Source organism: Nocardia carnea (genome assembly GCF_029869215.1).
GTDB lineage: Bacteria > Actinomycetota > Actinomycetes > Mycobacteriales > Mycobacteriaceae > Nocardia > Nocardia carnea_B.
Genome location: NZ_JARWPM010000107.1, coordinates 20,359 through 35,408, shown reverse-complemented (window position 1 = coordinate 35,408; position 15,050 = coordinate 20,359). Strand labels below are relative to the sequence as shown.

Sequence of the window (15,050 nt, the reverse complement as noted above, 5' to 3'; positions counted from 1 at the left end):
CGACTTGTATTCCGGGTCGTGGATCACTTTGGCCCGGTTGTAGGGCACGGCGGAATTGGCCCGCGGGATCCGGTTGTCCGGCGATTCGGCGCCGGCGCCCGGTATCAGCTCGATATGCAGCCGCCCGAGAATGGTCGACATCTTGATCGCGGCGCCCGCCGACGCGGCCACCCCGATATGCGTGGAACGATCACCGTCGAGGAAGCCTGAACCCCGGGGACGGGCCGAACCCTTGGAGGGCCTCGCTGGACTCGGCGCCGCCGTGGTTGCGTCGGGCCTCGGGTGATCGGCCCTTCGCGCGGCTTGGATTCGGTGCCACGGGGGTGGTGTTCGGACCTGGGGCCGTTTGTGGGACCAGGCGCGCGGTGGTTTTATACGGTTTCCGGGGGTTGGGCCGTCCGAATCCCTGCTGTTTCGGCGGTTACCGGGTTGTTCCCGTTCGGGACCGGACGCCGATGGTCCGGGCGGCCGGGTCAGTTGAGGCCGGTGTAGTCCGGGGTGCGCTTCGCGAGGAAGGCGTCCACACCCTCGCGGCCCGTGGGGCTGCCGGCGGCCTTGCCCATGGCGTCGCGTTCGGCGTCCAGCTGTTCGCTGAAGGTCGCGGTGGCCGACCGGCTGAGCAGGGTGCGGATGGAGGCATAGCTGGCGCGGGGGCCGCGGGCCAGGGTGCGGGCCAGGTCACGGGCGGCCGGCAGGACCGCGTCGTCGCTGTCGGTCAGCCGTGCCAGGATGCCGAGACGATGCGCTTCGGTGGCGTCGAGCACGGCGTCGGTGAGCAGGATGTCGCGGGCCTTCGCGGCGCCCACGAGCCGCGGCAGGGTCCAGGACATACCGCCGTCCGGGCTCAGGCCGACCCCTGGATAGGCGGGACGCATCCGGGTGCCCGGACCGCCGACCGCGATATCGGCCGCGCATACCAGGCTCATTCCGGCACCGGCGGCCCAGCCGTGCACGGCCGCGACCACCGGCACCGGCGCGGAGTCCAGGGCGCGGACGAAAACGTGCAGCGTATCGGCGAGCTGGTACAGATGCGCGGCACGGGCTTCGGCCGCCGCGAAATCCCGGACATCGCCGCCGGCGCAGAAATTGGGGCCCGCACCGGTGAGCAGTACCGCACCCACATCCGAACGCAGCTCCGCCAGGGCGGCGGTTCCCGCGGCGACCCCGGCGAAATCGAGGGAGGTGCCCCGGGCAGCGGTGGACAGGGTGATCTCCAGGACCCCGTCCTCGACTCGGATGTAATCGCTTTCGGTGCTCATTCTCCGAACTCTACTGCCGGGCGCACCATCCTGATCTCGGTTACACACGCGAACCGCTCCGGCCGGGCGGTGCCGTCAGGGGCGAATCCGTACTTGCGGTAGAAGGCACGGGCGCGCGGGTTGCGTTCGAAAACCCAGAGGCAGCAGGACCGGTCCGGTTCGAGCACGGAATCGAGCAAGGCCTGCGCGAGTCCCGTGCCGTACCAGGGAGCCCGGACGTACATCGCGCTGAGTTCCCGGTCGGCGACCGCGGGATTCCCGTCCGGTAGACCGTACTGGGTGAATCCGATGATCTCGGTACCGTATTCCGCGACCCAGGTCGGCCGCCGGGTGTGGTTGCGGGCGATGCGTTCCCAGCCCGCGGCGCGCTGGTCCGTGTCGAGCGCCGCCAGCACGTGGTCGGGCACGAGCCCCCGATAGGCTTCCCGCCAGCAGGCGATATGGCAGACCGCCAGCGGATAGGCATGCTCGGGCGCAAGCGGAACTATCCGCCAGGGCGGTCCGGGCGTTTTCCGCGTTCCATTGCCGAGTTCGATGACGCCCTCCGATCGGATACCGGCACGATAACGGCCCCGGTGCCGATATGGCGACCGGGGCCGGAATCGAAGAACTGTTGCGCGGGTAAACCGCAGTGCTGCGGGTTTACCCGCGGATCGGTTGACGCGGTGATCCGCGGCGCGGCGATCGCGGCTGCTGCCGCAGCACGGTGGTCGCGGACTCAGCCGCGGACGACCTTGCCCGCCTTCAGGCAGGAGGTGCACACATTCATCCGGCGGGTGTTACCCGGGGCGACCTGTGCGCGCACGGTCTGGATATTCGGGTTCCAGCGACGGTTGGTGCGCCGGTGCGAATGCGAGACCGACTTCCCGAAGCCGGGGCCTTTGGCGCAGACGTCGCAGACGGCAGCCATAGTCGCGAACTCCTTCATGTCTTCAGGGGGATCTGCCACCGTGCGGCGGCCGATCCGAGATCAATGTCGTCATGCCTGCCGCGGGAACCGCGGCGAGCGCAGACCGGTCCGGTCGCGCCAGGCAACCCTGCAAGGGTAGCCCGACCCGCGGTGATCCACCAAACCGGGCCCGGACCGTGCCCGACCGGCATGTTCACTTCGACCCTACCGGCCGGTCGTCCGCCTGTTCCAGCGGGCTACCTGCCTCGGGGCCGGTAGCGACGCGGCGGAGCCCGGCTGTGGCCCGCGCACCGGCGGCGCGTTCGCCGTCGCGCTGCCGGCCGCTGTGTGTCGCGCCGCTCGCCCCGCCGGCGGTGGGAGCCGGCCCGCTGCCCAGTTCTGGACGCTGTTCGACACAGTGCCGGTACCGAGCACGCCTCGCTCGTACGATGCGACGTGGCCCGGGGCCGGGCGGTGCCGTGCGGCCGGTCCGCGGTGTCGGGCGCCCCCGCTAATCTGGCGGGCGAAAGACCCGACGACCAGGAACGAGGTGGCGGTGCCCGAAACCCGGCAGGACAGCGGTGTTCCGGAGGGACAGCGCCCGGGGGCGTACGGCACGGCCGTGCAGGTGGACCGCGAATCGAAGGCCCGCGATACCGGCACGCCCGGTGACGGGTTGAGTGGGGCGGGGTTCCTGCGGTGGGGCCACACCTGTGTCACAGCCTTGGAGCAGGCACGCGCGGAGATCGACGGACTCAATGTCTTCCCGGTGCCGGACTCCGATACCGGGAAGAACCTGCTGGCGACCATGCGCGCCGCCACCGCGGAGGCCGACGCCGCGGCCCGGGTACCTGCGGGTGTGGATGGGGAGGCCGCGGTTACGGCGGAGCCGGAGGACGACATTGCCGTCGCGCCGGTGGACCGGACTGCCCACGAAACCGCAGGCGGAGTCTCCGGCGAACTCATGGGCGTCGATGCCGAGGAGTGCAGGGGCGGTGCGGGCAGGGAACAGGCCGGTCGTCGGTCCGGAACAGGCACGGGCGGTGCTGCGGACCGTCACCCGGGGGCCGCAACCGGTGAACATGCCGGGTGGCCGCTGCGCGCGGAGGAGAACGAGGCCCGGGGAGACGCAGCGGGGGACGTCCACCGGTATGCCACGGCGATGGCGTACGGGGCGACGGTGGGCGCCCGGGGAAATTCGGGGATCATCCTCGCACAGGTTCTCCGCGGTGTCGCGGAAGCGACGCGAGACGGCGGCTTGACCGGCGCGACCTACCGGACCGCGCTCGCGCGGGCCGCGCAGCTCGTCCGCGGCAGTCTCAGCGAGCCGGTGGAGGGGACCATCCTCACCGTGCTCGACCGGGCGAGTGCCGCGGCCCGGGAGTGTGCCGGGCCCGGGCTGGCCGAGGTGGCCCGGGCCGCGGCCGAAGGCGCGGCGCGGGCGCTCGACGAGACCCGCGATCAGCTGGCGGTGCTGCGCGCGGCCGGGGTGGTGGACGCGGGAGCCCGCGGGCTGCTGGTCCTGCTGGACACGATGGTCGAGGCGGTCACCGGGGAAACCCCTGTTCGCCGCGCATACCCGGCTGCCGCCGGCAACTCGCTCGCACAACACCGGCACGCCGTGCCGGAAGCGGCGCATTACGAGGTGATGTTCCGGATCGACGAGGGCGAGGAAGACCGGGCCGCGTGGCTGCGCTCGCGGCTGACGGTGCTCGGCGATTCGGTGGTGGTCGCGGCCGACGGTGCCGGGGGATGGGCGGTTCACGTCCACTGCGCGGACGCGGGAGCGGCGGTGGAAGCCGGAATGACGGTCGGCCGGGTGCGGGATATCCGGATCGAATATCTTGCCGGGAATCACCGAGATACCGCTACCGCGGCGGGCGGGGCCGGCCGCGACGGAATTCGGTTCGGTGAGTGGGGCGCGGTCGCCGGTCTCGGCCCGGGCACTGTGACACCCGACGGTGTTGCGCCGGGAGCCCGGCCCTCGGCGGCAGGGGTCGCTCCTGGCGCGCCCGCCGCCGGGGACGCGGCCCCGGCGGGTGACATGCCCGCGGCGGAGCTCGGTGGTCGGCGTTCGCCGGTGGTCGGGCGCCGGCCGGAAGGAGGCGATTCCCCGGGCGGAATCGGCGTTCGCCGCGCTGCCGGGGATCATCCCGACGGTTGTAGTGCGTCGTCGAATGCCCACGGTGGAATGACGGGCGACCGCGGCGCGCCGGCGGGCGTGGACGGCTCCGGGGTGGTGGATCGCGCGGTGCTTGCGGTGGCGGCCGGGGTGGGTGCGGCCGAATTGTTCGAGGCGGCGGGGGCGGTGGTACTCGGTGCCGAGCCTGCGCTGGAATCCGCGGCGTTGCTCGCGGCGATCCGGCGGATGCCGCATCGGGAGGTGCTGGTGCTGCCCAACGGGGCGCTGCCCGCCCATGAATTGGTAGCGGTCGGGGCGGCGGCCCGCGACGCACACCGCGATGTGCTGCTGCTGCCCAGCGCCAGCATGGTGCAGGGGCTCGCGGCGCTGGCGGTGCACGACCGGGCGCGGATCGCGGTGGACGATGCCTTCGCCATGTCCGAGGCCGCCGCGGCCACCCGGTGGGGCGCGCTGCGCCGGGCGGAGGGCCGCGCGCTGACCATGGTGGGGACCTGCGCACCCGGCGACGGGCTGGGACTGGTGGGCCACGATGTGGTGGTGATCGACCGCGATACCCGCGCGGCGGGATACACCCTCCTGGACCGGATGCTGGGCCTGGGCGGGGAACTGGTGACCTTGCTCGTCGGCGCCGGGGCGCCGGACGGCTTGGCCGGCGACCTCGCGGAGCATATCGGCGCCGAATTCCCCGGTGTCGAAGTCACGGTGTATTCCGGAGGGCAGCGCGGGGACCTGATACAGATCGGTGTGGAATGAGTAGGCGCGTGCGGGCGGCACTGAGCGGAGTGTTATGGCTACATTGAGCGATCGCCTCGACCATGTGCTCGGGGCGAAGGCGGCCGGGTCACTGGCGGACGCGTTCGATATGCGGACCGTGGAGGATCTGCTGCGGCACTACCCGCTGCGGTACGCGACCCAGGGGCAGCCGCTCACCGAGGAGGCGCCCGAGGACGGTGCGCATATCACGGTGATCGGGCGTATCACGAAAGCAGAGTTGCGCCCGATGCGGCAGCGGCGGGGTTCCTTGCTGAAGGTGGTGCTCGATACCGGCTCCGGCCGCGGGGTGGATGTCACCTTCTTCAACGGTGACAAGGTGAAATACGCGGTGCGCGAGGGCGCCCGGGCGATGATGTCGGGCACCGTGAACTACTGGCGGCCCGGCCAATGGAATCTCAGCCACCCCGGCTATCTGATCCTGCCCGAATCCGATACCGACGAGCCGGTACTCACCACTGTGCGTGGTGGTGGTGATCTGCGCGGGATCGCGCAGAGCGCGAAAGGTGCGGGCGGGGTGGATATGTCGTTCTTCGAACGCGAGTTCATCCCGGTCTACCCGGCGACCGCGAAGGTGCAGAGCTGGGAGATCCTGGCCTGCGTCCGGCAGGTACTCGACCAGCTCGACCCGCTCGCCGATCCGCTACCCGCCGCAGTACGCGACGAGCGGGCGCTGATGCCGGTGGGCGATGCGCTGCGGTTGATCCATCTGCCCGAACACCAGTCCGATATCGAGCGGGCCCGGGAACGGTTGCGGTTCGACGAGGCGCTGGCCCTGCAACTGGTGCTGGCCGAACGCCGGCACGAGGTGTCGGGACGGACGGCCCGGCCCTGCCCGCCGCGTCCGGACGGGATCGCCGCTGCCTTCGACCAGCGGCTGCCGTTCGAACTGACGGAAGGCCAGCGCGCGGTGATCGACGAGATCTCCGCGGATCTGTCCCGGGAACAGCCCATGCACCGCCTGCTGCAGGGCGAGGTGGGGTCGGGTAAGACCATCGTGGCACTACACGCCATGTTGCAGGTCGTCGATGCCGGGCAGCAGTGTGCCCTGCTCGCGCCCACCGAAGTACTCGCCGCTCAGCACTACCGGTCGCTGCGGGCGATGCTCGGCGATCTCGGGAAGGCGGGGGAACTCGGCGCGGCCGAGACGGCCACCCGGGTCACGCTCGTCACCGGTTCCCTGTCGACCGCCACCAAGCGGGCGGCGCTGCTGGCGGCGGTGACGGGGGAGGCCGGGATCGTGATCGGTACCCATGCCCTGATCCAGGATTCGGTGGAATTCTTCGATCTGGGCATGGTGGTGGTCGACGAACAACACCGGTTCGGTGTGGAGCAGCGGGATGCGTTGCGGGCCAAGGCAAAAGACGGTATTTCGCCGCATCTGCTGGTGATGACCGCGACCCCGATTCCGCGCACCATCGCCATGACCACGCTCGGTGATCTGGAGACCTCCACCCTCACCCAGCTGCCCCGCGGCCGCTCGCCGATCACCTCGAAAGTGGTACCCCGCCGCGTGCACCCCAACTGGGTGGACCGGGCCTGGGAACGGATCACCGAGGAGGTGCGGGCCGGCCGGCAGGCCTACGTGGTGTGCTCCCGGATCGGTGACGACGAGGAGACCGGCGGCACCCGCGGAAAAGGCGGTAAATCGCGTGGCGCGGATTCCGGGAAGGAACCGCCCACCACCCAGTCCGTGCTCGAGGTGTTCGATCGGCTGCGCACCGGACCACTGGCCGGCCTGCGCGTCGGGCTGTTGCACGGGCGGTTGCCGGCCGACGAAAAAGATCAGGTGATGCGCGATTTCAACGCCGGTGAGATCGATGTCCTGGTCTGTACGACCGTCGTCGAGGTGGGCGTGGACGTGCCGAACGCGACCGTGATGGTGATCGTGGACGCCGACCGGTTCGGGGTGAGCCAGCTGCACCAGTTGCGTGGCCGGATCGGCCGCGGCAAACACCCCGGTCTGTGCCTGCTGATCACCGACGCCGCCCCCGGCGGGCCCGCGATGACCAGGTTGGCAGCGGTGGCCGCGACCACCGACGGTTTCGAACTGTCGGTACTCGATCTGCGGCAGCGGCGTGAGGGCGATGTGCTGGGCTCGGCGCAGTCGGGAACTGCGCGTTCGCTGCGGCTGCTCTCGCTGCTCGACGATCTGGAGGTCATCACGACCGCTCAGGAATTGGCGCGGTCGCTGGTCGCCGAGGATCCCGGCCTTACCCGGCATCCCGGTCTGGCGGCGATGATGCACGCCGCCGTCGATTCGGAACGGCTGGAGTACCTGGCGAAATCCTGATCCGCGCGGGGCCCCGGCCGGGGTCGGCGGTCGTGCCGAATGCCGCTCTCCCGCTATCGGGCAGAGGTACCGCGAAGCCCCCGCGGCCGCCCGGGGCCGGGTGATCGCCGAGCTGATCTGTCCACTCGCCGTGCTGCTTTCCGGCCGCGTTCGCTCGGCGGCAACTCGGGCGTCGGCTGCGCGCGCCCGCCCGCTCGCACCCGGTCGTATCGAAATTGGTTGCGGCAAGCGGGAACCGGCGTGGATTGCGCAGCGTCAAAGCTGGCACAGAGCAACTGCGAGGGAAGGGCTGGATGGGATGAGACCAGAGCGAGGATGCCGGGCGGTCCGGCGGCGGTCGCCGCTTCCGCAATCGGGAATGCGCCCGGTGGCGCGGGTAACGCGGCATTGCCCGCATTGTGCTTCGGCTGAACGGATGAAGCGGCGGGAGAGCGGCGCGGGCGAGCTCGACGGGTGACGGCCGGGGCGCCGGAGGCCGAGATCGGGGCTCGGCCGGGGCGCATACCTGCGAGCCAACACCCGCGCCCGATCGGGTCGCCGGGCTCAGCGCGGCGTGGGCGGCGACCACGCGGCGTGGGCGGCGACCATATGGTGACGGAACGCGAACCGGCTAACCCGCCCTCGTGGCGAACTGTCACGACCGTCGCTACCGGCCGTGCGAACCATTGTCCGGCCGATGCCGCCATCGCGCTGCTGTGTGCACAGCGCGATCGAGCCGCTGTGCGCAGGCCGACCGCGCCGCCGGGTTCGGTTCGGGCGGGCTGCGAAGGTTGCCCGGAGTTGGCCCGACCCGCGTGGCCGCACAATCCGCCGTGGTCGCCGGTGAGATGTGACGGCGGGGTGACCGAAGTTTCGCAACCGTGCAATGCCGCATTGTGAAGATTCTGCGAAGTGGACTTCGGTGTCGAACCTGGATGTGGCGCCGGGTACGTTGGGTCAATGTTCTCGAAAGTCTTGGTTGCCAACCGCGGCGAGATCGCCATCCGAGCCTTCCGCGCGGCGTACGAGCTCGGTATCGGAACGGTTGCCGTGTTCCCGCACGAGGATCGCAATTCGGTGCACCGCCTGAAGGCGGACGAGGCATACGAGATCGGTGAGGAAGGGCACCCCGTCCGGGCCTATCTCTCGGTCGAGGCGATTATCGAGGCGGCCCGGACCGCGGGCGCCGACGCCATCTACCCCGGGTACGGGTTCCTCTCGGAGAACCCCGACCTCGCGGCCGCGTGCGCGCAAGCGGGAATAACCTTCATCGGACCGTCGGCCGAGGTCCTGGAACTGGCCGGTAACAAGGCGCGGGCGATCGCGGCGGCGAAGGCGGCGGGACTGCCCGTCCTGAACTCGAGCGCCCCCTCCGCGGATGTGGACGAGTTGCTCACCGCGGCCGAATCGATGGAATTCCCGGTATTCGTGAAGGCGGTCGCGGGCGGCGGCGGCCGCGGGATGCGGCGGGTGGCCGCCCGCGAACAGTTGCGGGAAGCGATCGAGGCGGCCTCGCGCGAGGCGGAATCCGCGTTCGGCGATCCGACGGTGTTCCTCGAGCAGGCGGTGGTGAATCCGCGCCATATCGAGGTGCAGATCCTGGCCGATACCCAGGGCAATGTCATGCACCTGTTCGAGCGCGACTGTTCGGTACAGCGGCGCCATCAGAAGGTGATCGAGCTGGCGCCCGCCCCGAACCTCGATCCGGACCTGCGCGAGCGGATCTGCGCCGACGCCGTGGCGTTCGCGCGGCAGATCGGCTACAGCTGCGCGGGGACGGTCGAATTCCTGCTCGACGAACGCGGCAACCATGTCTTCATCGAGATGAATCCGCGGATCCAGGTCGAGCACACGGTGACCGAGGAGATCACCGATGTCGACCTGGTGCAGTCACAGTTGCGGATCGCGGCCGGGGAGAGCCTGGCCGATCTGGGCCTGAGCCAGGACACGGTAGCCATCCGCGGCGCGGCGCTGCAGTGCCGGATCACCACCGAGGATCCGGCCAACGGTTTCCGCCCCGATACCGGGCGGATCACCGCCTACCGCACCCCCGGCGGCGCCGGTATCCGGCTCGACGGCGGGGCCAACCTCGGCGCGGAGATCGGCGCCTATTTCGATTCCATGCTGGTGAAGCTCAGCTGCCGGGGCCGGGATTTCCCGGCGGCGGTGGCGCGGGCGCGCCGCGCCCTGATGGAGTTCCGGATCCGCGGTGTCACCACCAATATCCAATTCCTGCTGGCGGTGCTCGAGGACCCCGATTTCAAGGCCGGGCGAGTCACCACGTCGTTCATCGACGAGCGCCCGCAGTTGCTCTCCTTGCGTGAACCCGCCGACCGCGGCACCAAGATCCTGAACTATCTGGCCGATATCACCGTGAACAAACCGCACGGGGCGCGGCCGACGGCGGTGTATCCGCACGACAAACTGCCGGCGATCGATCTCTCGGTCCCGCCGCCGGACGGTTCGCGGCAGAAGCTGCTGACCCTGGGCCCGGAGGGTTTCGCGCGGGCGCTGCGCGAGCAGAAGGCCGTCGGAGTCACCGACACCACCTTCCGCGACGCGCACCAGTCGCTGCTGGCGACCCGGGTGCGGACCAACGGCCTGCTCGATGTGGCCGGGCATGTGGCCCGGCTGACTCCAGAGCTGCTCTCGGTCGAATGCTGGGGTGGCGCGACCTACGACGTGGCGCTGCGGTTCCTGTACGAGGATCCGTGGGAGCGGCTGGCCGCGCTGCGTGAGGCGATTCCGAACATCTGCCTGCAGATGCTGCTGCGCGGGCGGAACACCGTCGGTTACACGCCGTATCCGGAGCGGGTGACCCGGGCGTTCGTCGCCGAGGCCACCGACACCGGGATCGATATCTTCCGGATCTTCGACGCGCTCAACAATGTCGATCAGATGCGCCCGGCCATCGACGCCGTCCGGGAGACGGGCACCGCGATCGCGGAGGTCGCGCTGAGCTACACCGGGGATCTCACGAACCCCGACGAGAAGCTCTACACCCTCGACTACTACCTGAAATTGGCCGAGCAGATCGTCGATGCGGGCGCGCATGTGCTGGCGATCAAGGATATGGCCGGCCTGCTGCGCGCGCCCGCCGCGGCGAAACTGGTGACCGCGCTGCGCAGTAATTTCGACCTGCCGGTGCATGTGCACACCCACGACACCCCGGGCGGCCAGCTCGCCACCTACCTGGCGGCGTGGCAGGCCGGCGCGGACGCGGTCGACGGTGCGTCCGCGGCCATGGCCGGTACCACCAGCCAGCCCGCGCTGTCGGCGATCGTCGCCGCCGCCGCGCACAGCGAATACGACACCGGGCTGAATCTGGGCAATGTCTGCGATCTGGAGCCGTACTGGGAAGCCCTGCGCAAGGTATACGCGCCGTTCGAATCCGGGCTGCCCGCCCCGACCGGCCGGGTCTACACCCACGAGATCCCCGGCGGCCAGCTGTCGAATCTGCGGCAGCAGGCCATCGCGCTCGGGTTGGGTGATCGGTTCGAGGAGGTCGAGGCCAAATACGCCGCGGCCGACCGGCTGCTGGGCCGGTTGATCAAGGTGACCCCGTCGTCGAAGGTGGTCGGTGATCTCGCGCTGTCGCTGGTCGGTTCCGGTGTCGATATCGAGGATTTCGCCGCCGATCCGGGGCGCTACGACATCCCCGATTCGGTGATCGGTTTCCTGCGCGGCGAACTCGGCACCCCGGCCGGTGGCTGGCCCGAACCGTTCCGGGAGAAGGCACTCGCCGGACGGAGCGCCGCCAAACCGGAGACCCCGCTGACCGCGGCGGACGAGGCCGGGCTGGCCGGCACCTCGCAGGAACGCCGCGCGACCCTGAACCGGCTGCTGTTCCCCGGTCCCACCGCCGAATTCCTCGCGCATCGCGAGAAGTACGGCGATACCACCGGGTTGTCGGCGAATCAGTTCTTCTACGGCCTGCGCCACGGCGAGGAACACCGGGTCCAGCTGGAGAAGGGCGTCATCCTGCTCATCGGGCTGGAAGCCATCTCCGAACCCGACGAACGCGGGATGCGCACGGTGATGTGCATTCTCAACGGGCAACTGCGCCCGGTCTCGGTGCGGGATCGCTCCATCGCCAGCGAGATCCCGGCCGCGGAGAAGGCCGACAAGAACAACCCGCACCACATCGCCGCCCCGTTCGCCGGTGTCGTGACGCTGATCGTCACCGAGGGCGATACCGTCGCCTCCGGCGACACCATCGCCACCATCGAGGCCATGAAGATGGAAGCCGCCATCACCGCGCCGCGCGGGGGCGTGGTGAGCCGGGTGGCCATCACCCAGGTACAGCAGGTCGAGGGCGGTGACCTGCTGATCGAACTGGGCGAGCGCGAATCGGAATGACCCGGATCGTCGCCGGCACGGCCGGCGGGCGGCGCCTGCGCGTACCGCCCGCCGGTACCCGGCCCACCTCGGACCGGGTGCGGGAGGCACTGTTCTCCTCGATCGAGGCCCGGATGGACCTCGACGGGCTGCGCGTACTCGACCTCTACGCCGGGTCGGGCGCGCTGGGACTCGAGGCTCTGTCCCGCGGCGCCGCGGATGCACTGCTGGTCGAATCGGATCGGCGGGCGGCCGCGGTGCTCCGCGGCAATATCGCGGACCTGGGTTTGCCCGCGGCTCAGGTACGGGTGGGCGCGGTGGCCCAGGTGCTGGCGCAGGCCGGTGCGGGCGAATTCGACCTGGTCTTCGCCGACCCGCCCTACGAGCTGCCCACCGCGGCCGTCGAGGGGGATATCGGCGCGCTGGCCGCCCACGGCTGGCTGGCCGAGGATGCGCTGCTGCTGGTGGAACGGTCCGCGCGGTCGGCGGAGATCGGCTGGCCGCCGGGCTTCGCGGCACGCGCCGCGAAACGGTACGGGGAAACCCGGATCGAGTCCGCCGTGTACATCGGCGCCGGCGCGGTGGGTCCGGCCACACCTGCTAGCGTTTGAGCCATGGCAGGAGCATTGTGCCCGGGCTCGTTCGATCCGGTGACCAACGGCCACCTCGATGTTTTCCGCCGGGCGGCGGCCCAGTTCGACGAGGTCGTCGTCACGGTGAACGTGAACAAGAAGAAGCAGGGCATGTTCAGCGTCGAGGAGCGTATCGAGATGCTGCGCGACGCCACCGCCGATCTGCCGAACGTGCGCATCGCGTCCTGGGCCGGCCTGACGGTCGATTTCGCCCGGGAACAGGGCATCACCGCGATCGTGAAGGGTCTGCGCGATGCCGGGGATTTCGGCTACGAACTGCAGATGGCGCAGATGAACAAGAAGCTCGCCGGGGTGGATACGTTCTTCATCGCCACCAACCCGGCGTTCAGCTATCTGTCCAGCTCACTGGTGAAAGAAGTCGCCGCCTTCGGCGGGGATGTCAGCGATATGCTGCCGTCGCTGGTGCACAAGCGGCTACTCGACCGGCTCGCCGAGCGCGCGGGCTGATTCCTCCCGCGCGGCGCTGGCCTCCCGGGCCCGCCGCAGCGGCCGGAACACCAGACCGCGCAGGGCCAGGAACCGCAAGCCGCCCACGGCGGCGCTGATGGCCAGCACGGCCGCGGCCTGCGCGGGTGCGGCCAGGGTGGGAGCGAAAACCTCCAGCGCGGCCAGGGCCGCGGTACTGATCCCCAGACCCAGCAGCGCCAGCCCGCCGCCCTCCCATTGCGCGGTGAACCAGCCCACCCGCTCGGCGGCGTGGAAGGTGAGCCGCCGATGCAGTTCGTTGGCCAGCACCGTGCTCACCACCGAGCCGGCCACATTGGCCAGCAGTGTGCCCGCACCGGTCAAGGTGAGGAACAGCAGCACATAGGAGATATTGCTCAGACCGCCCACCAGCGCGAACCGGATCAACTGCGGAAACGCCCGATCGCCACGCAGGTACCGCAGCAGGCGCTGCTGCCAGGCCGTCGGGGAGATCGGTGCCGGCCAATCGATATCCAGCTCCGCGGCGGCCAGTGCCCCGGCGGAGGGCAGCTGCAGGATGGTCATGGGCGGTTCCGATCGGGCAAGGGTCAGGTGCCGCCATCCGGGCGATGGGGCTGCTACGAATTTATCATCAAGCGGAGAGAAGGTCTCCAGTTCATGGCCGGAGTCACCGGATATCCGGCGGAACCAGCGACACACCGAAAGTAGGTTCGGCTCAGCCGACCGGCCGGGGCACACTGGGAACGGCGTGATATTTCGCCGATCGTCAGCAGGAGGGCACTGAGCATGTATCGGGTATTCGAGGCGCTCGACGAACTGGTCGCCATAGTCGAGGAGGCACGCGGGATCCCCGCGACGCGTAACTGCATCGTCCCGCGTCCGGAAACACTCGACCTGCTCGACGACGTCCGCGACGCGCTGCCGGCCGAGATCGACGACGCCCAGGATGTGCTCGATCACCGCGACAAGATCATCGACGACGCCCGCGGGCTCGCCGAGGAAACCGTGCGCACCGCCGACGAACAAGCCACCACCACCGTGTCCGACGCCCGCGCCGAAGCCGACCGGATCCTCGCCGAGGCGAAGGCGCACGCCGATCGGATGGTCGCGGAAGCCACCGCCCATGCCGACCGGCTGGTCGATACCGCCACCGCGGAAGCTCAGCGGCTGGTCGCCGACGCCAAGGCCGAATACGAATCGGTCACCGGCCGGGCCCGCGCCGAAGCCGACCGGATGGTCGAAGCCGGCCGCGCTTCCTACGACCGCGCGGTGGCCGACGGGCAGGCCGAACAGCGCCGCCTCGTCGAAGACACCGAGGTGGTCCGGGCCGCGCACGCCGAATCGGCGCGGCTGATCGATACCGCGCACGCCGACGCCGACCGGATGCGGGCCGATTGCGACCACTACGTCGACACCAAACTCGCCGAATTCGAGGAGACACTCGGCGGTGCGCTGCGCACGATCGGCCGCGGCCGGCAGCAGTTGCGCAACGGGGCCGGGGTACCGGATTACGCGGCCGAGTTCCGCCGCTAGTACACCGGGCGATTTTGCAGGTAACTGCCCGTTTCGCGTACTGTGGTGTGGTTGCCTGCCGAATCCGGCACCATAACCTCGTACGACCCAGTGGAGTGTTCTTCGATGCCTGCCGATACAACCGCGCGCTCGCGTTCCGGTGCACGCCGTGCACACGACGCGGGTTTCGTGCTGGATGTCCGCAGCCTCGGTCGCGCCCCGGGATCCATGCGCGAACTGCGGCGAACCGTCACCACCTCCGAACGGCTCGGCCTCGACCTGATCGCGGTACCGGCCGGGTCCGAGGTCGAGTTGGACCTGCGCCTGCAGGCCGTATCCGAGGGTGTGCTCGTCACCGGAACCGTCACCGCGCCGGTGGCCGGGGAATGCTCGCGCTGCCTGGAACAGTTCACCGATTCGATCGACCTCTCGCTCACCGAACTGTTCGCCTACCCGGACAGCACCACGGATCAGACCGCAGAGGACGACGAGGTCTACCGGATGGACGACGACCTCATCGACCTCGAGCCCCTGGTCGTCGACCAGTTGGGCCTGGAACTACCGCTGCAGCCGCTGTGCACGCCCGACTGCGCGGGACTGTGCCCGGAGTGCGGTATCCGGATGGCGATTGCAGGATCCGATCACGGGCATGAGATACTGGATCCCCGCTGGGCCGGGCTGGCGAAATTCGCCTCCGGATCGCCCGGCAGCGGCAGCCCCGACGAGGGTGCGGCCACCGGAGACCATTCCACAGACACTGCACGTAACAGCACAGAGGAGAAGTAGT

The 15,050-nt window shown here is 69.9% G+C and carries 11 protein-coding genes; 7 read left to right on the top strand and 4 right to left on the bottom strand.

The features are described from left to right. Positions 1-473 precede the first annotated feature (473 nt). From QH276_RS06270 to rpmB, 3 genes are all read right to left on the bottom strand, one after another. The gene (locus QH276_RS06270; protein ID WP_280399300.1) at positions 474-1,259 is read right to left on the bottom strand and encodes an enoyl-CoA hydratase/isomerase family protein; all 786 of its coding nucleotides are present in this window, start codon (positions 1,257-1,259) and stop codon (positions 474-476) included. Then, entirely contained in the window at positions 1,256-1,666 is a 411-nt protein-coding gene (locus QH276_RS06265; protein ID WP_280399301.1) for a GNAT family N-acetyltransferase, read from the bottom strand. Before QH276_RS06265 ends, QH276_RS06270 begins: the two co-directional genes overlap by 4 nt. A gap of 311 nt (positions 1,667-1,977) precedes the next feature. After that, entirely contained in the window at positions 1,978-2,169 is a 192-nt protein-coding gene (gene rpmB / locus QH276_RS06260; protein WP_011210730.1) for a 50S ribosomal protein L28, read from the bottom strand. A 673-nt stretch (positions 2,170-2,842) separates the two neighbouring features. Between rpmB and QH276_RS06255 the strand changes: the two genes are divergently transcribed. From QH276_RS06255 to coaD, 5 genes are all read left to right on the top strand, one after another. Then, positions 2,843-5,044: a DAK2 domain-containing protein gene (locus QH276_RS06255; RefSeq protein ID WP_348536950.1), complete on the top strand. Its 2,202-nt coding sequence runs from the start codon at positions 2,843-2,845 to the stop codon at positions 5,042-5,044. Positions 5,045-5,078: 34 nt separating this feature from the next. After that, positions 5,079-7,355, top strand: coding sequence for an ATP-dependent DNA helicase RecG (gene recG / locus QH276_RS06250; protein WP_280402102.1), 2,277 nt, complete (start codon positions 5,079-5,081; stop codon positions 7,353-7,355). A 939-nt stretch (positions 7,356-8,294) separates the two neighbouring features. Continuing rightward, complete coding sequence (locus tag QH276_RS06245; RefSeq protein ID WP_280402101.1) at positions 8,295-11,693, top strand: pyruvate carboxylase; 3,399 nt, start codon at positions 8,295-8,297, stop codon at positions 11,691-11,693. Next, positions 11,690-12,283 (top strand): 16S rRNA (guanine(966)-N(2))-methyltransferase RsmD, encoded by a 594-nt coding sequence (gene rsmD / locus QH276_RS06240; protein ID WP_280402100.1) that lies wholly within the window; start codon positions 11,690-11,692, stop codon positions 12,281-12,283. The genes QH276_RS06245 and rsmD overlap by 4 nt, the downstream gene beginning before the upstream one ends. A gap of 3 nt (positions 12,284-12,286) precedes the next feature. Beyond that, the gene (gene coaD / locus QH276_RS06235; RefSeq protein WP_280402099.1) at positions 12,287-12,772 is read left to right on the top strand and encodes a pantetheine-phosphate adenylyltransferase; all 486 of its coding nucleotides are present in this window, start codon (positions 12,287-12,289) and stop codon (positions 12,770-12,772) included. Here the strand turns inward: coaD and QH276_RS06230 are convergent. Next, positions 12,740-13,315 carry a GtrA family protein gene (locus QH276_RS06230; protein ID WP_280402098.1) on the bottom strand — a complete coding sequence of 192 codons (576 nt, stop codon included), beginning with the start codon at positions 13,313-13,315 and terminating at the stop codon, positions 12,740-12,742. The genes coaD and QH276_RS06230 overlap by 33 nt on opposite strands. Positions 13,316-13,537: 222 nt before the next feature. Between QH276_RS06230 and QH276_RS06225 the strand changes: the two genes are divergently transcribed. Then, complete coding sequence (locus QH276_RS06225; RefSeq protein WP_280402097.1) at positions 13,538-14,284, top strand: DivIVA domain-containing protein; 747 nt, start codon at positions 13,538-13,540, stop codon at positions 14,282-14,284. Positions 14,285-14,389: 105 nt separating this feature from the next. Next, complete coding sequence (locus QH276_RS06220) at positions 14,390-15,049, top strand: YceD family protein (RefSeq protein ID WP_280402096.1); 660 nt, start codon at positions 14,390-14,392, stop codon at positions 15,047-15,049. Position 15,050: the final 1 nt, after the last annotated feature.